The sequence below is a fragment of the Paenibacillus wenxiniae genome, from assembly GCF_039822605.1.
Taxonomy (GTDB): domain Bacteria; phylum Bacillota; class Bacilli; order Paenibacillales; family Paenibacillaceae; genus Saccharibacillus; species Saccharibacillus wenxiniae.
In genome coordinates, this window is record NZ_JBCGUH010000004.1 from 48,146 (window position 1) to 69,533 (window position 21,388).

General features: G+C 45.9%; 17 protein-coding genes and 1 riboswitch. Of the genes, 9 read left to right on the forward strand and 8 right to left on the reverse strand.

All coding sequences use genetic code 11. The features are described from left to right. Positions 1-159 precede the first annotated feature (159 nt). The 5 genes from AAHF22_RS09085 to AAHF22_RS09105 form a co-directional block, all read right to left on the reverse strand. Entirely contained in the window at positions 160-894 is a 735-nt protein-coding gene (locus AAHF22_RS09085; RefSeq protein ID WP_347324688.1) for a polysaccharide deacetylase family protein, read from the reverse strand. Positions 895-1,299: 405 nt separating this feature from the next. Beyond that, positions 1,300-2,187, reverse strand: coding sequence for a hypothetical protein (locus AAHF22_RS09090; protein WP_347324689.1), 888 nt, complete (start codon positions 2,185-2,187; stop codon positions 1,300-1,302). A gap of 40 nt (positions 2,188-2,227) precedes the next feature. Then, a riboswitch (cyclic di-GMP riboswitch) is annotated at positions 2,228-2,320 on the reverse strand. Between the two features lie 262 nt (positions 2,321-2,582). Further along, positions 2,583-3,359 carry a peptidylprolyl isomerase gene (locus AAHF22_RS09095; protein WP_347324690.1) on the reverse strand — a complete coding sequence of 259 codons (777 nt, stop codon included), beginning with the start codon at positions 3,357-3,359 and terminating at the stop codon, positions 2,583-2,585. Between the two features lie 187 nt (positions 3,360-3,546). Continuing rightward, positions 3,547-4,470, reverse strand: a complete 924-nt coding sequence (locus AAHF22_RS09100) for an AEC family transporter (protein ID WP_347324691.1) — start codon at positions 4,468-4,470, stop codon at positions 3,547-3,549. A gap of 454 nt (positions 4,471-4,924) precedes the next feature. After that, the gene (locus AAHF22_RS09105; protein WP_347324692.1) at positions 4,925-5,290 is read right to left on the reverse strand and encodes a GIY-YIG nuclease family protein; all 366 of its coding nucleotides are present in this window, start codon (positions 5,288-5,290) and stop codon (positions 4,925-4,927) included. Positions 5,291-5,596: 306 nt separating this feature from the next. Between AAHF22_RS09105 and AAHF22_RS09110 the strand changes: the two genes are divergently transcribed. From AAHF22_RS09110 to AAHF22_RS09135, 6 genes are all read left to right on the forward strand, one after another. Next, the gene (locus AAHF22_RS09110; RefSeq protein WP_347324693.1) at positions 5,597-6,307 is read left to right on the forward strand and encodes a M50 family metallopeptidase; all 711 of its coding nucleotides are present in this window, start codon (positions 5,597-5,599) and stop codon (positions 6,305-6,307) included. Then, complete coding sequence (locus AAHF22_RS09115) at positions 6,304-7,671, forward strand: N-acyl-D-glucosamine 2-epimerase (RefSeq protein ID WP_347324694.1); 1,368 nt, start codon at positions 6,304-6,306, stop codon at positions 7,669-7,671. Before AAHF22_RS09110 ends, AAHF22_RS09115 begins: the two co-directional genes overlap by 4 nt. Positions 7,672-7,753: 82 nt before the next feature. Next, a complete protein-coding gene (locus tag AAHF22_RS09120; protein ID WP_347324695.1) occupies positions 7,754-8,923 on the forward strand; it encodes a pectin acetylesterase-family hydrolase in 1,170 nt (389 codons plus the stop codon). Between the two features lie 79 nt (positions 8,924-9,002). Beyond that, on the forward strand, positions 9,003-11,066 hold the full coding sequence (locus AAHF22_RS09125; RefSeq protein WP_347324696.1) for a class I SAM-dependent methyltransferase: 2,064 nt from the start codon (positions 9,003-9,005) through the stop codon (positions 11,064-11,066). Positions 11,067-11,891: 825 nt separating this feature from the next. Beyond that, a complete protein-coding gene (locus AAHF22_RS09130; protein WP_347324697.1) occupies positions 11,892-13,751 on the forward strand; it encodes a deaminase domain-containing protein in 1,860 nt (619 codons plus the stop codon). 12 nt (positions 13,752-13,763) lie between these two features. Further along, positions 13,764-14,174, forward strand: a complete 411-nt coding sequence (locus AAHF22_RS09135; protein WP_347324698.1) for a hypothetical protein — start codon at positions 13,764-13,766, stop codon at positions 14,172-14,174. Between the two features lie 858 nt (positions 14,175-15,032). On the opposite strand, the gene AAHF22_RS09140 is transcribed toward AAHF22_RS09135, so the two are convergent. After that, positions 15,033-15,242 (reverse strand): hypothetical protein, encoded by a 210-nt coding sequence (locus AAHF22_RS09140; protein ID WP_347324699.1) that lies wholly within the window; start codon positions 15,240-15,242, stop codon positions 15,033-15,035. 234 nt (positions 15,243-15,476) lie between these two features. Continuing rightward, positions 15,477-16,010, reverse strand: coding sequence for a hypothetical protein (locus tag AAHF22_RS09145; RefSeq protein WP_347324700.1), 534 nt, complete (start codon positions 16,008-16,010; stop codon positions 15,477-15,479). Between the two features lie 448 nt (positions 16,011-16,458). On the opposite strand from AAHF22_RS09145, the gene AAHF22_RS09150 reads away from it, so the two are divergent. Both AAHF22_RS09150 and rnhA read left to right on the forward strand, forming a co-directional pair. Beyond that, positions 16,459-17,697 carry an MFS transporter gene (locus tag AAHF22_RS09150; protein ID WP_347324701.1) on the forward strand — a complete coding sequence of 413 codons (1,239 nt, stop codon included), beginning with the start codon at positions 16,459-16,461 and terminating at the stop codon, positions 17,695-17,697. An 85-nt stretch (positions 17,698-17,782) separates the two neighbouring features. Next, complete coding sequence (gene rnhA / locus AAHF22_RS09155; protein ID WP_347324702.1) at positions 17,783-18,463, forward strand: ribonuclease H; 681 nt, start codon at positions 17,783-17,785, stop codon at positions 18,461-18,463. Between the two features lie 358 nt (positions 18,464-18,821). On the opposite strand, the gene AAHF22_RS09160 is transcribed toward rnhA, so the two are convergent. Then, positions 18,822-19,106 carry a hypothetical protein gene (locus tag AAHF22_RS09160; protein ID WP_347324703.1) on the reverse strand — a complete coding sequence of 95 codons (285 nt, stop codon included), beginning with the start codon at positions 19,104-19,106 and terminating at the stop codon, positions 18,822-18,824. Between the two features lie 352 nt (positions 19,107-19,458). Here AAHF22_RS09160 and AAHF22_RS09165 point away from each other — a divergent pair, with 352 nt between their 5' ends. Continuing rightward, positions 19,459-21,351 carry an ATP-binding protein gene (locus tag AAHF22_RS09165; protein ID WP_347324704.1) on the forward strand — a complete coding sequence of 631 codons (1,893 nt, stop codon included), beginning with the start codon at positions 19,459-19,461 and terminating at the stop codon, positions 21,349-21,351. Positions 21,352-21,388: the final 37 nt, after the last annotated feature.

A 21,388-nucleotide genomic window follows, 5' to 3' on the forward strand; every position in this document is an offset into this window, starting at 1 on the left:
ATTGCTTAGTTAACTACACAGTTATTTTCGTAATTAAAGGAACAAAGGTTTGATGTCTAAATCTCACTATTCCGTCTGCACATTCCGTATGCAAAAAAGCCAGAACATGAAGCATATGCTTCAAGCTCTGGCTTTTGTTGAATCCATATTGATTAATGATTAACGCTCGTCATTCCAGAAGTTCAATGGTTTAAGCTGCTTGTTCAATACTTTAAATGTGTAACCTTCCGCTTGAAGCTCTTTCAATACGAGAGGTAGCACTTTTAGTGTTGCTGGCTGATCATGCATTAGAACAACCGGTGTTTGACCACGTTTTTCTACGGAATGAATCTGACGCATAATGCTGTTGTACACTTTCTGATGATCTTTTTTGTATTTCCAATCCAGCGAATCGACGTTCCAATCCCACAGGTGGAATCCGCCTACAGGCAGCAATACATCACGGAAGTTCTGCTTCAGATACGGTTTGCTACCGTATGGAGGACGAACAAGACTTGTACGCTGGCCGGTCACTTTGTAAAGACTGTTGTTAGCACCAACCATCTCATTATAAGCGCTGTACGGCGAGTGATAAAATTTGCTTGCTACATGAGTAACGCCGTGCAGTCCGAGTCCGTTCCCTTCTTTTACGATACGCTTGGTTGCCGCAGGATAGCGCTCCATGTGCGGACCGAGCATGAAGAAAGTAGCATGTGCATTGTACTTGTCCAGAATGTCCAGCAGATCCATCGTGTGTGCAGTAGGCCCATCATCAAACGTCAGGTATACCGTTTTACCCGAAGTGGACGCTGCGGAAGTGCTTTTGCCGGATGCTTTCGCATCGGCGGTCATCGCTTGCGGAATGAAAAGTGCCATGATGAGTGTGACTATGAGCCACCGTTTCATATGTAGCATGTGGTGAGACGCTCCTTACATAGTAAATTTCTCTTGTTCCCGTGTTCCATCATACCAGCAATACGACATGTTAATCTGTCTCCAAACGATACTATTGCATAACATTTTTGTCACATTCAGCCCTATAAAAGAAGCAATTGTTTAAATTGTAGAGATTGAAATAAGGAGATATAGGCAAATAGTCAGGCAATCGCAACAATCGTCACAAATCGATGGAGAGATCGATATGTCCCTATTGTTATATTAAAACGACTCCCCCTCAAAAAGCAAAGGGCAGTCGTTTTGGCAATGATGGATCAAGATCCAGTGTTAGACGAGCAGACGTACATGGATACATATCGCACGATGTGTTGCTAATTCTGTATTCGATAATCAGCAAAACATCGTGGCCTATCATTTGTTCGTCTAGCGATTGATAAAGGCTGACCAGCCTGCATAATCATGAACCGCTATACCAGCGAAGGAAGAATACGTCGACGCGGTATCATCTACAATCTGTAGTTGCTGGTTCATATAGGCTGCGCCTTCTTCGTAAAAGGTAATGCCATTTCCTTCTGCGGAAGCATTCGTTTCTACACCTACATAGACGCTAATCCCTGCCGTTACACCTTCAGCGAGTTCTGCCGAAGCAACGTCCACAATGGCATCCGCACGATCGCGGTACGCCATGATCGTAATCGAATCGTATTGCTGCATCATCCAGCTGCTCAGTGTCGTTTTCTGATCGGCTGTGTACAGTGTATGCAGCCAGAATGGAATATCGGCAGAAGCGGAAATTCCTAGCTGCTGCGCGGTTTGCGAAACGCTCAGTACGCTTTGTTGCCAGCCGCGAATGACTTTACTCTGTTTCGTTTTCCACTCTCGCAATAAATACGGTTCGATATCGATATGAATACCGCTAAAGCGCTGATCCGCACTAGCTGTATTCTGATACGAGGTAATCCAGTCAAGCGAGGATTGTAGCTTTGAACGCTGGGAATCCAGCGCCCAGGAAGGATCACCGTCGAGTGCTTGCACAGCAATGCCTTTTGCAGTAGCTGCGGCGATGAAGTTGTGATACACAGCAGCATCCAGGTCACGGTTGATTTGCAGGTAGATCAGGTTGACCCCTTGGGATGATGCAAATTGCAGCACGTCGGCTGAGGAAGTGACGATAAGTTGCGTATTCCACAGCCAGGTAGCTTTCTGAGCCGATTGCGCATGAGCGGATTGCATAGGTAAACCTCCCAGCAGGATCAGCAACGTAAGCATCGCGATCCAGATGGTTTTTGTATTATTTCTAGTATAGCTCATGATGAATCGGACTCCTTCGATTCATACCTATCAGGTATTCGTCGGCAACCGGCTGTCATGGCGAAACCCTGCCTTTCGCTGTAGACCCATGGCTTTGCGTCTTCACCTTTCGATGAATTTGCCCTGATTGAATATGAGTTCCGTGTATAATATGCGGTGGTCAGACGATGATCTGTACCGCATCCTCCAATCTGTAGACGGAGTAATGTATATATCGGCTAAATGGCTAAGTGTCTAAATAGTTAAAATTAATTTTTTGTGTATCGATCGTATAGATTTGAAAACGGATCTGTCGATTTGTACATCATCAAGGCAAAATAAAGGCAGAGTCGCCAGGAATCGATATCCTGAGCTACTCTGCCTGCTTGATGAGTATAAATGGGGGCGGTTAGCGCTTAGTTGCTACCGCTCTTTTCTGGTTCCGGGTAGTCGACACCTTTCGTATCGACCGTTACTTTTTTCATCACCGGTGGGGTATTCGGTTTATCCATATCGCCACGTGGCAAATTAACGATCTTATCCACTTCATCCATACCGCTAATCACTTTACCAAATGCGGCATATTTTCCATCTAATTGCGGAGCATCAGCAACCATAATGAAAAATTGGGAGCCACCACTGTTCGGATCGCCAGCACGTGCCATCGATAGCACGCCACGTGTATGCTTGAGATCATTTTGTACATTGTTTTCGTTAAATTCACCTGGAATGCTATAGCCCGGACCGCCAGAGCCATTGCCATTCGGATCACCGCCCTGAATCATAAAACCAGGGATAACACGGTGGAAGGTGAGTCCGTCATAGAATCCCTTTTTTACCAGTGAAATAAAGTTGTTCACTGTATTCGGCGCAGCTTTTGGATAAAGCTCCAGTTCGATCTTCTGACCATCCTCCATTTCGATCGTGACGATCGGATCATTCGCTTGCTTGAAGCTTGCTGAATTGTCATTGGCAGAAGTCGAATTACTGTCAGTGCCCGTCGCTTGGCTTTGCTCACTGCTGGAGCTGCTGTTGTCTGATCCAGTCGTACCGGATTCGGATGAACTACTGGATGACGTACTGCTCTGTCCGGCATTGTTGCCAGTGCTTGCATTACCACAGCCTGCAAGCACGAGGATCAATGCGCTAAACATCAGGAAAAATACAATTGCTTGACGTGGTTGGCGTAGCATATATATGCTCACTCCTTTTAAATGAATAATTGCCTTAGAACGATGTGCCTGCTGCTGACGAGCAGTCAGATCGTGCATCCGCGTCCATACCGATAAACAGTAAAGGTTGGAATGAACACACAAGCAGGGCAAACAGTATCAGTATAAGACCTGGACTACCCTGAAAACAAGTTTTGCAGCCGCTTCCTCAGGCGACATAATGCGAAAGGGTGATAACGGCTGTAATCGTAAACACATTGACGATCGTCGATAGCAGCACGGTTTGAGCAGCAAAATCCGGCTCATTGCGATACTCTTCCGCCAGAATCGACGTGTTCACGCCTGTCGGCATCGCGGAGGCAATCAATAACGCCTGGGCAGGAATGCCGCTCAAGCCCAGTACATAAATAAGCAACAATCCGATTAATGGCCCACCAAACAGCCGCAGTGCCATGCTGAGATAAATGTCTGTCCGATACAGTCGTAGTGGATATTTGACGATTTGGGCACCCAGCGTAATGAGCGCAATCGCGACCATCGATTGCTGCGCATACGTCAGCGGCTGAGATAGCATGGCAGGTAGCGGCACGCCCATCACATGCAATAGTAGACCAAGTACAAGCGCATAAGGAACAGGCATTTTTAAAAAGCCGATAATAACGCTGCGGTAATTGCCCTGTAGTCGTGACCCTTGAATTGAGATAACCCCGTATGTAAAGGTTAATAGACTTTGCAGCGACATAATGAGCGCCTGCATCGATGCGGCTAACGGCTCCCCGTTAAAGACAAGCTGATTCACTGGTAAACCATAGTTACCGGAGTTATCCAGCATAATGCTGTTGTTAAAAGCCGCTTTTTTACCATTGCGATAGCCCATAATGCGAGAGGTGATCGATCCGGCGATGTACAGCAACAGTACATAGAGCGTGTAAAACAGAATCACATTGCCCAGTAGCGCCGGATTCATATTGGAATGGTACATGCTCATAAATACCGTTGCCGGTGTAATACAGTAGAAGTTGATTTTAGATAGAGTGTACAGGTCAAGTCGGAAAATGCGCTCCAGCACTGAGCCTGCAACGATCAGCACAATAATCGGCAATACGACACCGAACAAAATATCGAGAAACAAAGGCTCCACTTCTTTCTTTCGTCATCTGGTATACATGGTGTCCGATCCGAGACAAGCCTAAGGTAAGGGCTACTATGCCCAACCGCTGCTGTAATCTGCTTAACAGTATATCATATCGATGCCAATAGCCCTGTACCGGATCGGAATCCAGTACAGGGCTATTGGGCACATCCCCCATGAAGTATGAAGCAGCTAATAAATAAGCGACATGTGTACATTAGAAGTTATTGAAGAACAGATAGGTAAGCGAAACGTATACCGTAGCGGACAGGGGAGAGTGGGTAGATAAGCTAGTAATACGTATGCGATAGAAGCTAGTTAAAGCAGCTATGCAAGCGATGTGTATACAACAGAGTGATCAGCAAATTAATAGAAAGTGACTGTATCTCGATAAAAAGATTAGAAACGAAGCGAATACGCGAACAGTCCGTTAATGAATGTCCGCGTAAACCGCTTATAACGATGTGTTTTTCTCCAGCGGCTGATATAAATTCCAGCCTTCAGCGCGCATACGTTCTGTCCATTCCTGTTCTTTATCAGCAAGCAAGTCTTTATGACTGTCAAATGGATTTTCAGGCGGTTTCACCATTTCCAGTACATCGATCGTAAATTGCTCCTTACCGAGACGCGACCAATCCGCCTGTAGCTCCCGATGGACAAACGAACCCATATCCAGCGAGAATGTACGCCCATTAAGCGAACGTAAATTAGGCAGGCTATCGACCCATGCCTTATGCTCTGCCATATTACGTACAACATATACGCCTGCTTCGATCGGTGTTTCTTTATATTGCTGTTGTAGTTCCTTTCTGCGATTCATTATATATCAGCTCCTTAATAGACAATCTAGTGTTTTGATGATTATTTTATAGATATAATATAGTTTTGTCTACAATAAAATAAACAAATATAATTTTGTCTATTATGGATGTAGATAAGTAGAGACCGATCTGCTGTAAATTTAGATAAAAGTAAATAAAAATAGACAAATGAACAGAGTTCCTACTATAGCAGTTCAAATTGTGTTCATTGCATACGCACGGTAAAATGGGGAAAAGGCTTGTCGCTGTGCGATTTCAATATAGAACGTGGCAGTAGCAACTAAAACGGGTAAGGATGTGAAGCTTTGAACAATTGGCTGAAATTGATTTTGCTGCTGATCGGTTCGGCAGTATTGACGAGATTGGTGCCATTCTCGTCGTTATTTCGTAATCTGGATACGATGATCCATGAATTCAGCCATGCGATGGTCACATTGCTCACCTCTGGGCGAGTGAGTCGCATTGAATTAAATGCAGACCATAGCGGCGTAACCTATTCGATGATCACTTCGGCATGGAGTGGTTTACCGATTGGGCTTGCCGGTTATATGGGTTCTTCGATCTTTGTCGTATGGATGTTTTATCTGTATCACAAGCGTCAGCAACGCGTCGGTATTATCGTGACCGCAGCGATTGCGCTCATGATGCTCATCCTGTACGTGCATCAAGGATTTGGCGTCGTGTGGCTGATCGGATTTGTAATGGTGAGCATTCTGATGCTGATCGCGCCGGAATGGTTGCGTAATGGCTACTTTATGCTCATTATGTTTTTGACGTTGGAGGAGTCGGTCGTATCGGCATTGACGATTGTACTTATGTCGGTCACGTCGCCTTCATCGGCGGGGGATGCGACAGGGCTTGCCCGTCAATTCTTTTTACCGCCTGTTGTATGGGGCGCATGGTTTGCTGTCTTTTCAATCTGGTGTGCGAGCAGAGCGGCGCGATTATTTGTGCGAGAGCGCAAGCCTGCGGTACGCACACGTTCATCTTATAAGCGTGGAGGATATTCGCGATGAAGCCGAATGTACAGGCAGCACGCCCGTGGGCGCTGCGTGGAGCAAGTATTCAGATTGATCCGTTATTTCCATATTATGCCGACCGTTCGCCTGATAGTATTGCAGATGAGCTGGTGCTGGCTGGTTATCGGACGGTGCATTATTTTGTCGTGAATGAGCAAAAGGTCGATCTGCGGCTCGTAGAAGCATTGCAGCGTAGAGAGATTGCGGTATGGGCACTTGTGCTCGGTAACGGTACCTTTAGCGCTGAGCATGCTCCGCCGCTATGGAAGCAATGGCGGATGGAGCTATTGCGACCGATCAATGACGGGTTTGAGCGTTTTTCCCATTTTTCAAAGGATTATATGGAATGGAAAAAAGAAGTGCTCTCGTATGTGCTTGCCAATGTGCCCTTTGATGGAGTGGAAGTGGCAGAACCTTATTTTCCAGAATGGAACGGTTTGGAACGTGGCGTCTATGGCGATGTAGGACCACTGGCGGCGCAGGCATTCCGAGAGCGTTATGGAGAAGACATGCCGGAATTCCGCGATCCATCGTCCTCACGCTACTATACCCGTGTACCGGAATTGTATGAGGCATGGGTCGATTTACGTGTCGATGCGGTCAATGGACTGATCGATGAATTAATTAACGGTACTAAAGGTGCACGTGAAGTCAGACCGGATATTTATGTGGCGACCTGGTCACTCGCTGTACGTGATGACGATGCTGCACGTAAGCTGCGCGAATGGCAGGGATTGGATGCCGTATCGATGATTGATGTAGTGAAACCAGATTTACATGTGCTACAAACGCACTGGCCGGACTGGATGAAACGTGGACTACCTGCTGATTATATTCGCGAGTACGAGCCGCTAGCTGCTTCCATTCGTGAGCGCCATCCTGATCTGCCACTCGGTATTCAGGCAGATATCGGTTCGCGAGCTAGTATGATCAAAGGACGCCGCTGGATGGATGATTTTGAACATCATGCGTATGCGCTCGGTTATCGGACATGGATGGCGTATGAATATCATATTGGTGGTTATATGTATGCAGAGCCGCCCCTGCCATCGTCCGGTCTGCGGTTGGATGACGCAGAGGTAATGATCACGTATAACAAGCGGATTGATCCCGATTCAATTGGCGAGGTGTTGCTGCACTTATCCTCTGGTATGAGCCGTCCACAGGAGCTGAAGGTGACCGGATCGGCAGTGGATGGCAATCGATTGTTTTTGCGCTTTGCCCGAGCATTGCCGAATACGCCGTTTCAACTGGAAGTGCGTGATGTGCGCGATACGCCAGAGCTGTGGCTGCTCAAAGGACGGAAAGCGAACCGCACACCACGCCGCACAAGAGTATCGATTATTCGCCCTGTCACCTGAGCGTAGGCGATAAATCGTAGCTCAGCTTAATCGATCCCTATTCGACTTTCTCAAATTGCATCCCAGAAAAGAGGAACCCATCATGATCGTATCCAGCATGGAATGGCTGATGCTGGCGTTGATCGTCATCGCCGTTATGGTCTTTATTATTAAACGTCCATCGCTGATTGAGCACTTCGATCAATCCCCACTATATAAATGGAATCGGATCAGTTTAAGTGGCAAGGCGGTGTCCGGCGATGGCTCAGACTATTATTTGCTCACTCGCCGCGGGCGGAGCAACAATCTGGTCGTCTATTTTTCCGGTGGTGGGATTAGCTGGAATCGCAATACGGCGACCAAGCCGTTTGGTCTGCGCACATTGTTGCAAAATCGCGAGCTAGGCTATTATTTTGCCAATATTCCGTTCTACAAACCCGATCTGCTCGGTGGCATGCTTGATAATCAGCGTCGGGATAATCCATTTAAAGATTGGAATATCGTCTATATTCCGTATGCGACAGGGGATTTCCATATTGGGCATAGCAAAGTGAAGTACAAAGATCGGGGGAAGATTCCGTTCACCGCGCATTATAGTGGACGTGATAATACATTGCGCGGGTTAGAATGGATGTTCCAGCATTTGCCGGAGCCGGATAAGCTGTTTATCGCTGGAGCAAGTGCAGGTGGTTTCGGTTCGGCATTCTGGGCACCGCATATTGCCGAGCATTATCCGAATGCGCAGGTGTATCATTATGCGGATGGTGCGTATCTGTCTTCTCATCGGTGGCCGCATATTATCGATGAGGTATGGAAAGCGGATTTTAAACGTAATTTTGGCTATGAGATTGAGCATGATCTGATCGGTGCAGCTTTCCGTGCTAATGCGAAAAGCTTGCCTGCTAACGCGATATTACTGCAATCGAATACGGTCTATGACAAGGTGTTACCTTCCTATGAAGCGATATTGAATGAACGCACGAAACGGTTAATTAGCGACGATTTGGAGATCACCAATGACTGGTCGCTGGGCATGTTGAATTCGGCGCGTCGGTTGCAACAGGAACTGGATAATTATCACTTTTTTATTACGGATTATGGTGTAGGTAGTCGTAAGAAAAGACGGGGGACACCACATACGCTATCTCCATACAAAGTGTTCTATTCAGCACAGGAAAGCGGTGTGAAGCTCAGTCGCTGGCTGGATGATATCGTCAATCATGGCAAGCACTATTCGGTAGGTAAAGAATTTGTGGAATTTCCTGATCGTTAAGTGAGATTACGTTGAACGACCGGGGTGTAGATCGATATAAGCTTTGCACAAATGGACGAATGAAAGAGGGGCAATGATCATGCTGGATACGCTGGCGGCAATAGAACAATATCGTCAACATGAGGTCGATGGCACGGTGACGGAGCGCTGGCTCAATTATCTCGTATCCGCAGAGGAGCGAGTCGTCAATCTGGAGCGTGTAAGCACGTTACGTGAACTGAATGAAGCGAATCCGGTGCTGGACTATGTGGAACGTACATTACGTATTTTGGATGGGTTACGTGTATCGTACTGGTTACGCGATATTGTCGAGGAAACGCTATGCTGGGCAGAGACAGCGAAAGGTGGTACAGCACGTCAACGGGTGCGCTGGCAGGAAGACGGTATTAATCTGTTTGTGCATAATGAAGGTTCGGCAGCGCTGTATGAGCGTGCGGTAGGACAAGAAGGAGAGCGTGAACGTCTAGTTGCACTACTCATTCGTACGCATGGATTGCTTGGTCAATTTTTACGTGGTGAAGTGCCATTTGCAGAACATTTGCCGCTTGCGGATGTGGTAGCAGAAGGCACATTATCCCCGGAAGAGTTGAAAAGTACATTGTTGGTGCTCAATCGCTGCATTATTGAAGCAGTATCGCCGCAATTATGGCAGCAAGTACGGGATGAGCTATCTGTGCTTGTACACGCGATCGCCTATGGTGAGCAGCCGCAAGGACTGGATGTGCAGAGCCGTATTTTGCGATTACGCACAGGCAGTGAGGCGCGCGGCGAAAACACGCTGGAGCGTCTACAGGAACTGTCCGAAGCGGCGCGCATTGGGCAGGTGTTTCAGCGATTGGAGCAGCATACGTTCTGGTATGTGGAAGCGGCGCTGCAAGATTTTTCACTGGAGGAATTTTGCAAGGTGTTCACGCTGATTGCGCGTCTCGTACCAGCTGAAGTCAAGCATATTAGCTTCGAGCGACTGATGAATAGTCTGTACTATGATTACAAAGGCGTGAAGAAGATCAATCTGTACAAGAAGCGGATGATCGAAAAGTATTTGTCACATTGGAGCTGGGAAGCGCTACATGCAGGAGAGCCGCCCGCAGACAGTCCGCATTTGCAATATGAGCTGGTAACAGAGCCACATATTGCGGACACCGTATTTTTCAACTTTCAATTCTCCGCTGCTGCTGAGAAGCTGATTGAATTTTGCGTGGAGGCGGAGAAGTCGCCGCTATATGAAAAAGCCGTGCTCATGCTGTACGATCTGTTCGGCCTGCGCCGGGACGCATATGATCGTTTTCATAATGAGGAAAATTATCTCGCCACGATGAATCAGTCGGTCGACTACAAACGCTTATTGCTGCGCTATGTGACCGGAAAGACCGTGCTGGATATCGGTCCTGGCGGTGGTGTAATGCTGGATCTGCTGGAGCAGGAAATGCCAGATCTGCGCGCGATCGGGATCGACATTTCTGAAAATGTAATCGAAGCGCTGGAACGCCGTCGCCGCATGGAAGGTCATCGCTGGGAAGTGATGAAGGGCGATGCGCTAGCATTAAAGGAAACGATCGAGCAGGGCAGTGTGGATACGATTCTGTTCTCGTCGATCTTGCATGAACTGTATTCATACATTCCGCTACATGGCCGCAAATTCAATCTCGATACGGTAGCTGCCGCATTAATGAGCGCCTGTGATGTACTGCCTGCCGGCGGTCGTATCATTATTCGCGATGGCATTATGACCGAGCCAACCGTACAGCAGCGCAGACTGACATTTCTGGAGCCGGATGGCATGGCAGCATTGGAACGCTATGCACGCGATTTCCAGGGACGTTCCATTCGTTATGATGTACTGGACGAACAAACGGTACAACTGCCCGTGAACGATGCGATGGAGTTCCTTTACACTTACACATGGGGCGAAGAAGCATATGTGCATGAAGTACAGGAGCAATTTGGCTATTTGACACCGACTGGCTACCGCGAATTCATCGAGAGCACGCTGGGTGAGCAGGTGCGGATTGTGCATCTGGAAGCGTTCCTACAGCAAGGCTATACGGAAGCGCTAGAGCATCGGGTACGAATTACGGATGAGTGGGAGTTGCCTGTGCCATTTCCGGATAGTACCTGTATTATTGTGTTGGAGAAGGTATAAGCGGCAGTGGCGGTTAGGGGTGTAGATCATATTATAGGGCATAGATCATAATTGTGGTCGGTAGGTAGAGTTATTCATTAGCGTAAGTAAGGCGTGGCGGTTAGCCGTTACATTAGTAATTACAGCTAATGAGAATAGTTAATGATTGCAGTTAACAAATGGAGTTTACAAGTACAGTTAATAAGTACAGTTCATGATAATACTTAATACTCGTGATCCATGATCATTATTTATTTGCACTCCATTCACTCTGAATACGATCTACATTAGCTGCGCGCATGCCTATCCATCTGCGGACAATTCGCTTCCGCTATACAAACGGGATGATATCATTCATTGTTCATAGGTATATTTCTAGTTCTAATTCTAGTTCTCAATTGGAGCTATAGTTATACATTCGTTGGGATGAAGTAAAGGAGTATTCAGTTTCCAATATAAAAATAGTGTTCAACAAGCGAATCAAATCATATCGAACCTCTATGATGTACAGCTATTTTGAAATCAGCGCTGTACAGACACATCATAGAGGTTTTTTGATGTGCAAGAATAACCCTGCGAAGGATATGCCTACGTCATCTATTCACTTGTTGACGCAATTATTATGCGCATTTCTGCAAAAATATGCTATTCGTAGGATATAAACACAGTTCAGCTTACGGACTTGGGAATTATTTTTAGGACAAACTGATAATATATGTAAAATTGACCATAAATGCCTCTATCCATATGTCAGCATGTATATAAAATAAACAAAGTAGCTTAGTGAGTAACTACGCGAAATAAAAAACACGATCCATGTTGCATATTCATAAGAGGAGTGAGGCCATGTCATTTTTTGGACAAATCGCACATTGGGCTGGAACGAAAGAAAAACAGCTCGCGAACACGACCAAGCAAGCGGTAGCGGCAACGGTGCACGCTGTCCAGCACGCCGAGCAAAAAGTAGAAAAAACGGTCAAACAAGTTGCACACGATACGGTCAATATTAGTCACGCAGCAAAGCAGGCTTTTCAGCAAGGAGAGAAGAAGGTCGCTCAAATCGAGCATAAAGTCGAACAGCATGTACAACAAGCTGTCACCCATATGAGCGAAAAAGCTAAACAAGCCGAGCATACAGTCACCCACGCAATCCAGCATGCCGTCGACAGTCATCCGGCGGTGAAGCAAGCGGTCGAACATACCGAACAGGCGGTGCATCATGTTACCCAGGCGGTTGAACAAAAAAGCAAAGAAGTGTATCATGCGGTTCAACATGCCGAACACAAAGTGGAAAGCAACATCAAGCAAGCTGTACATAATACGGAGCATCGGATCAGCGAGGTCACGCATACAGCGGTTCGGGCGGAGCAAAAGGCAGAAACAGCTATCAAACAAGCCGTTACACCGCTCGTTCATCACGTACAGCACAAAGTCAGTGAGACGTATCATGCTGCGATGAAAGCAGGCCGCGAGATGAAGCAAGACATACAGCATGATGCTCAGGCGGTCGTACACGGCACCGAGCATGCTGTTAAAGCGACCGTTCATGCTGCCAAACAGGCAGAGCAAGGCACGAAAGCATTCCTGCATCAGGCGAAAACCGAATTTATCGATGATTTTCATCGCATAGGTCAGACGGTGAAGCATGATGTGTCTGTGATCAAGCAAAAAGAACAACAGGTTGAGCATACGATCAGTCAATCGATTCAAAATGCCAAACAACAAGCTAAAGTAACCGGACAACAAGTGCGTAACGCCTACCAGAGCGTTGCGAAGACCGTAAACCAGAGCATCGATACCGCGAAGGAAGGCTTCGATGGAGCTAAAGAAGCGATGATCAGCGATATGACGTGGGGCCTCGCTCAGAAACGCCCGACACCAACGGAGCACCCCATCGCTCATAAAACCGGCGAACTCATCGGCCACCTCGCAGCGACCGCGCTGGGCGGTACGGAAGTGGCAGGCGGAGCGACTGCTGAAGGCGGCGGTCTGGTTCTGGATGCTGGTCTGATTACGGCTCCAATTGGCGTCACGGTAGGCGTCGCTGGCGTAGCCGGAATTGTACACGGATCTGGCACCGTGGTGCAGGGTACGAAAAACGCTTTACAAAGTATGAATGATTTGGTTCAGTTAATTCATGGTGAAGGGAAAGGGTCGGCTGGGAAGGTTGGGGCTGAGGGAGCTGGGAGTAGTACATTATCTAATCGTAAAATAGACAGCTTGCATGAGAAGACTCAAAATGTAAGAGGTGATATTAAAAAAGAAATAGAAAAAATAACAAGTTCAGAAGAATATAAAAATCTTTCAAAAACACAGGCAGATAAACTTGATAGAAAAATAAGAAAGTTAAATAATGGAAATGTCGCAGTAGCAGAGGTAAATATTCCTGGTGTTAAAAAAGAATTTCAAGCACACAGCCAGATTCATTCTGCTGATAGTATCGGTAGTAGTACAGGGGATTTCAGCCACTCTAAAGCTGATAAATCATTAAAAAGTTATGTTGATGATGAATTTCCAAGATTTAATGATACGGAGGCAAAAATTCTCGAAGATATTGCTTCTCAAATAAAAGACCCCAATGTTAAAGGACGAATTGATTTGTTCACAGAATTAGATGCGTGTCAAAGTTGTTCTAATCTAATCATGGAATTCAGACGGAAGTTTCCAAACATTGAGTTGAATGCTTATTCTAAAAGTATGAAATAGGGAGTAATGTAAATGAACTTAGCAAGTTATGAATCCATAAAATCATCTATAGTATTAGACTTTGAGGAATATATTGAGGAAGACGGATTAAATGTAGCGCAAGTTGCAGCAAAAATTTTCGAGGAAGATTGGAAAATAGTAAACAATAGTTTGTTTACTAAAACACTGTATTTTGTTTCTATAGCAATAGAAAGTTTGAAACATCAAGAAATTGCTGATTTTATATATTCTAATATAGATAGTTATTTGAAAAATAGTGAATTTGGAGAGAATATAGATAAAAATGATATTGAAATGCTGAAAAAAGACATTCAAATATATAAGAACCTAATTGATAATAGAGGGAACTATAAAATCAGAGAAACAAGTGATTCCGCGAAATCTAGAGTAGATTATATTCTAGGTTTAAAAGTAGAAGAGTAATTACAATAAAATAATGGTGGTCTATCAAGTGCTAAATAAACCTATTGTTTAATCAAGAGCCTAAATAACCAATGTAGTACACATGTAAAGAAATTTATAGGCAATGTCAAATACTTTCATGCTATATGCTAAATATCATTAAAGTTTTATAAGAAACAGGTTAATTATGGTCAACTGTCCCATGATTGACCTGTTTCTTTATTTTCTTAATTTCCCCGTCGATTTTATCGAAAATTCATTCCAAATTTAGAAATAAAGAATTGATACAGAATTTAGTTAACCCCCTTAAAACAATCATTCCTAATCACAAGATCAGTGGATCTTTGGAGGTATATAGATATGACTATTAGTACATTCATCCTTGACCCACAAAATAATTTCGAAAGGATTTTTTCATTCCGGTTGCTACGGAGTCTTTTTCAAAGAGTGCTGGATACCAGCAATTGAATCATTAAGTCTACGATGGACAGAACTTTTCCAGACAGACGCCGATGTGAAGAAAGAAGATGTACCTTGTATCCTTACGGAGCTAGTGCTTATAAAAGAATGAGCGGCTAAATCTTTAAATGAAGAACAAAAAGATAAGATATTTGAAAGAATAGAAGGACTTCAAGATAAATTGCCACTCGCATTTTAGCAAGAGGATACTATAGTGTTTATTGGTTGATTGTATTTTATAAATGTTAAAAATAACTTGGAAATTACAACTGGTAATTTATGTGAAACAAAAAGCTCACTCTTGTACAAAAGTGAGCTTTTTGCTGATTTAAATGAATTATAGCAATAGAAGATGTAGCTAAACTGATATATTTGCTAATGATGTATTGCCCAACAAAGCATTATACCTAAAATTCTACTTTATTCCTTACCTTCATCCTCATCCTGCGGCAACGTATTATCCCGTGGCAGCTCATTATGAATAATGCGCTTCTGCACTTCATCATCCCCAGCGCCAGGGAATGAATCCTCGCGGAACAAGCCAAACGACTCATCATTGTCGCGCTCGGTCACGAGATTCTGTTCCTCCTCCACTTCCTGCCCTTCCGGTTTGGAACGATCCTCACTCATCATAATCCCTCCTGTACACGATGATCTGCAACATATTGTTTGTCAGCACTACACCAGTACTGCAATAAATGTGTCTGCTACAGCGTATTCGATATCAATACTATTCGTAGCTGAGATTACAGTATGACCATATGTCTGTAATCTACAACTTTTCCGCAAAGTATAACTTACTCCAAATCGCTTGCTTGATTACTTAATCACTTACTGGCTTCCGCAGACAATCTATCTTATCGATTATTCGCGTCTGCGATCCACATCCACGATCTCATCATCGCCCACCGAGCCATTACGCAGATCCGTACCATGCGCGTCCTGGTCATAGGATGAAGGCACCGACGGATCTTCTGGTGTTTCGCCGCCATTAAATTCATCCGCATCCGGTACGTCTGGAAGTGGGGCATCTTCATCTTCCAGCGCGTATTCTTCCTGGTCTACATTGACCGTATCCATTTCATTCTCCATATCAATCGTGCCAACTGGAGCAACTTCGGCGGAAGTAGGATGTCCATGCATTCCGCGATCGGTGGCAATCGCCTGATCCATCACGCCTGCGTCTGCTTCATTCTCCAGACGATTGACCGATTCCGGCTCACTCACAACCGAGCGCACGCCGTCTTCATCACGCACGGTAGGCTGTACCGCATCAAGCTCATTATCTGGAATGCTGCGCAACTCCTGTTCGTCATGTCCGGTTACAGCGTCCATCGTCCGGTAACGATTATATTCCTGTGCCGCAGCGTCTTTATTATGATCAAAGTTGGTACTCATGTCGCTCATCTCCTCGGTTGTCATGAATTTGTATGTGAACTAGGTAATTCAGCTGTGTCCGGGTTCATCATAAAGATTTTCCTTATGACAGCGCCTACTCGTCTTTACCCGCAAATGCACATCATGACATCGTTTACGAGGGTAGATCTCCTTTTTCCTTATCCGACTTATCTGCCCAATCGATCATGCAGTACATAAACCCGATGTTTATGGAAGCAAGCGGGGGAGTTATGAGCTACAGATCGGAAGCCAACGAATGATAGGTGTGCATCCAGTACGTAATATTCACGAAATGCATGGGCTATCTATATGCGTTCTAGCTAGATGATCCATTCACTATGTCGATATCTTTTCTTTACGATTCAATCGTATCTTCCATATGTCTCGATTTGGAGATTTTGTCGAACAGGAGTAGAATGGACGATAACGAAAGGATGGGTGGACGTGCATGGAGTTTTCTTGGAAGCGTAATCTTGTGGTGATCTGGGTCGGTGTGTTTTTTTGCAGTATGGCGTATTCGATCTCGATTCCATTTTTGCCGATCTTTTTGGAAACGGAGCTGGGCGTCACTCGTCATCTGGAAGTATGGTCTGGGGTCGCTTTTGGGATTACCTTTCTAGCCAGTGCTTTGATTGCTCCATTCTGGGGTTCACTGTCGGATAAGTATGGACGGAAGCCGATGCTGATCCGTTCCGGGTTCAGTCTGGCGGTATTGTATGTGATCAGTTACTTTGTGACCGATCCGTATGTGTTTCTGGTTGTACGTTTGTTTCAGGGCTTGCTGGCAGGTTTTGTGCCTGCGTCTATTGCACTTGTCGGCACCAATACACCGGAGGACAAAACAGGTTATGCGCTTGGCATTATGGCGACTTCCGGTGCGACCGGTACGATTATTGGGCCATTGATCGGTGGGGTCGTCAGTTACTACATAGGCAACCGGAACGCCTTTTTGTTCTCAGCGTTCATCGTACTGATTGCGGCAGTGATCGCAACGATCTGGGTGAAAGAGCATAATTTCAACCGTTCGGCGAAGCGCTCTAACGTGCTCAGCGATATTCGTCAGGCGGCAGCCAATCCGATCTTTGTGTCGCTGCTCATTTTGACAGGCGTAGCTAACTTCTCGGTTATGATTTTGGAACCGCTCATTACGATCTATGTGAAAGGACTTGGGGTGTCCACGAGCAGCGCTTCGCTCAGTGCGGGCATTGTCTTTTCAGCGGTAGGGGTAGCGACGCTCATTATGGCGCCGCGCTGGGGGAAGATTGGTTCACAGATTGGCTTTGGTAAGGTTCTATTAATCGGATTGATCGGTAGTGGGATCGGCAATGTATTACAGTTCCTGCTCGCCAACATCTGGGGCTTTGGCATGCTACGCTTCGGTTACGGGCTGTTCTTCGCTGCGGTTATGCCGTCGATCAATGCGCTAATCGTGAGAGTCACGCCTGCTGATTTCCGTGGGCGCGCCTTCGGATTAAACCAGTCAGCATCTCAGATCGCGACGATGGCCGGACCGCTCATCGGCGGTCTGCTCGGCTCGATACTTGATATCCGATATGTGTTTATTATTAATGGCTTGCTGTTGTTGTGCTGCGCCATCTTTGTTGCCCGCCGCAAATGGGAGGTAACGCCTGCTCCAGCAACACAACCAGCTGATTCGGTTGCCAATGTACAAACAAAGCAGTCATAATAGCATAGAAGCACGTTTATGAAGCAATGATGTACAGCAGGGATATAGAAGCAGTTCAGTTATGTAATGGAGGAATACAATCGTTATGGCGAAATCAAAATATTATGTCGTATGGGAAGGGCACCAGCCGGGTGTATACAGCTCATGGCCGGAATGCCAGAAACAAACGAGCGGCTACAAAGATGCCAAATACAAATCATATGAATCTCGCGCAGGGGCAGAGCAAGCCTACCGTGATGGTTGGAAAAAGCACTGGGGTCAATCCGCAGGCGCTGGCAAAAGCAAATCGACAGCTACAGGAGGCAAAACTCCAAGCTACGGCAAGCGTCAGGCAGCTGCAACCAACATCCCGATGGATCAGATCGATTACGATAGCATCTCCGTCGATGTCGGTACACGTGGCAATCCTGGCCCGGTCGAGTATAAAGGTGTGGATACGCGCACCGGACAGATCATTTTCAGCAAAGGTCCAATTGCCAAAGGCACGAACAATATGGGCGAATTTTTAGCAATCGTACACGCGCTTGCTTACTTGCACAAACAGGACAGCAATAAAACGGTATATAGCGACTCGGAAAATGCACTCAAATGGGTCAAGCAAAAAAAAGCAGCGTCCACCCTCGTGCGCGACGAATCGACTGCCGAAATCTGGGATCTTGTCGACCGTGCGGAAGAATGGCTACGCACTCACAACTACACGAATAAACTGCTCAAATGGGAAACACGCAGCTGGGGCGAGATTAAAGCCGATTATGGACGTAAATAAGCAATTCATTAAAAAATCCGCTACATCACATCAAAGTGATCTAGCGGATTTTGATTTATGCTGAAGTATACGCATAAATTGGATGTATATGCTCTGACCCAAAAGGTAATTTCATGATGAAATTCGGCGACTCACTTCAGCCAACAAACAAGGCGACAGGGCGATTTATAGTGTGACCCTTCTACTACTCCGTCCACTTCGGTGTTTTCATTGATTCCATCTTCTTATTCTGTGCAGGAGTGGTGGTTACCATTTCCATCCACTGCTCAGCGCATTGCATCCATCACTACATGATTCAGATACATCAGATACAAATGTAGCTTTACGTATTCAGATACAAATGTACCTTTCAGTCACATCACGACTTCTCATCGCCATCCTCTTCCGGCTCCCCATCTGTCACCTGACTCGCATCAGATGCTGCATCCTCCGGGTCTGCCTGTGGGTGTACATCAGAATCCTCTTCATCGATGATCGTTTTAAGGATCGGCTCGTCCAGTCGCTCTGGATGAATGACCGCAAGCTCCGCGTCGCGCGGCAGTTCGGCTTCCAGCTCCTCATCCACAGGCTGGGCATCCTCGTCATCCAGCAGGGTATCGCGTGTTTTCCAGAACACATCGTCATAATGCTTTTTGTCTGCCATGTTGATCAGCTCCTTGCCTTTACGGATTTTGGAGGGCAATTATGCCTCCCTACTGGAGCTTACCCGTCATTCTGGATGACCAAACAGTCGATTCCGTCTGGATAAGCAGCGATAGCGTATTCTAAATCATGTTCTAAATATGGACAAACAAAGACAATTTGGTAGAGACTAGGAATTTAGTAGTGTTCCTCCAACAATGGACGCAGTATAATAGAGGTTGTGGGCTTTATGGCTTGTTCTGTCTATACATAGTGTGATGCACGTTAGATATGGAAGGACGATATAATGGTGGATCTGTCGCCAACCTATAAACTGAGACTGCTGGACAGACTGACTGATAATGAGGTGCTCCATGAAAATCATGTCCAAAGCGTTAGTATTATGTTTACTGATCGTGCTCGTCATTTTGCTTGCCCTATCGCTATCATCGAATACGCGCGAAGATGAGAAGTTTCAACGTATCGATTACTGGCAAGTACGCTGGCAAGCGCAAAATACATTTACAGCTAAACCGTGGAATGATGAACAGAATACATACTGGACATCATCCCAGCTAATGAAGGATGGCAAGCCGGTCAATAGTTCCTCCGCCTGGATTCGTATTCCGTTGCCGGAGCTGAACTGGAATACATCCGGTTTGTTAATTCGTGAATTGCAGGGCAAGCATGTGATCGTGTATCTGGATGATAATAAAATCTATGAGTCCAGACGCGGCTATGCTTATGAGCAGAACCAGTTATTATTGCCGCTCACGCGAGATGATTCGTATAAAATGGTCTATATCTGGGTGGAATCGGCGCGGGAGAAGATCGGCTTAACGAATGGCATTTTGATCGGCGATTATCAGGATATTTTGACTGCATATGTTAGCTCTGATCTAACGGATGTGGTGATCGGGTTCTCGTTTGTACTGGTCGCGCTAATTATGGCGTTTTGCTCGTTCTTTTTGGAAGGACAGGCCAAGCGGATGTGGCTTAGTTTGTGCGTGGTGATTTTAGCGCTTGGTTTGCTCGTAGTCACGTATTCACCGTTTTTATTTACGTTTTATCCATACGGCGATCGGGTGTATACGCTGCTGTTTGATATTAGCCTGTTTGTACTGGTGCCGGCGTTTTATGAGTTTTTTGAAAGTGTATTTGGTCAAGGTTATCGTGGATTGATTCACCGGATGAAGCGCGCGCAGTATATTTACTCGGCGCTCTGCCTGCTGGCGTTGATTGGCAATGCGCTTACCCATGATCGCTATTTTAAAATTTATTACGTGATGACCGTGCTTGTTTTTGGCGTATTTATGCTTATTGGTCTGATCATGTTCCTGATTATGACGCTACGTTTTGCGATGAACCGTAATCGGGCAGCACAGATTTTTGCAGCTGGATTTTCCGTTTTTGCGCTCATTACCGGCTTTGAGCTGATCTGGTTCTATGTGCAAGATGGCGATTACAAGCTGGTATTATGGAAATGGGGCGTGATCTTCTTCGTCATTGCACTGATCGCCATTATGGGACGCATTTTTGCTGAAAATCGGCGGCAGGCGATTGAGTATTCACGTCAGCTGGAGCTGTTCAACAATGAACTGCAACGTTCGGAGAAGATGGATATGATCAGCGAGCTGGCTGCATCGGTTGCGCATGAGGTGCGTAACCCATTACAGGTGACGCGTGGATTTCTACAATTAACGCGTATGAATACCGATGACAAAGGACGCGAACATTTGAAAATGGCACTGGACGAGCTGGATCGTGCCTCGGATATTATTACGGACTTTCTTACCTTTGCCAAGCCGCAGTTTGATAAGATCGATCTGCTAGATTTAAAAGAAGAATTTTCGCATATCGAAAATATTATGCAGCCGCTAGCCAGCCTACAGGGTGGCACGCTGGCGATCGATCTGCCGGATGGACTGCATATTCGCGGTAATTCGTCCAAGTTCAAGCAAGCGTGCATTAATATGATTAAGAACAGTATCGAAGCGCTGCGTAAAGAAGGTCAGGTGACCATCCGAGCATGGCAGCAGGAATACCATGTGATCATCAGCATTCGTGATAATGGTGCAGGTATGGGTGAGCAGGAATTAGCCCGACTCGGTGAGCCGTATTTTTCTAACAAAACGAAAGGCACCGGTCTCGGTCTGATGGTTACTTTCCGCATCATTGAAGCGATGGGCGGTCAATTAGAATTTCATAGCAAAAAAGGGGAAGGAACCGAAGCCGTTCTTACTTTTCCGTCAGTCGAGCCTGTCTAAAACGGGCGACTGACGGCAGGTAAGAGCGGTTTTTTTA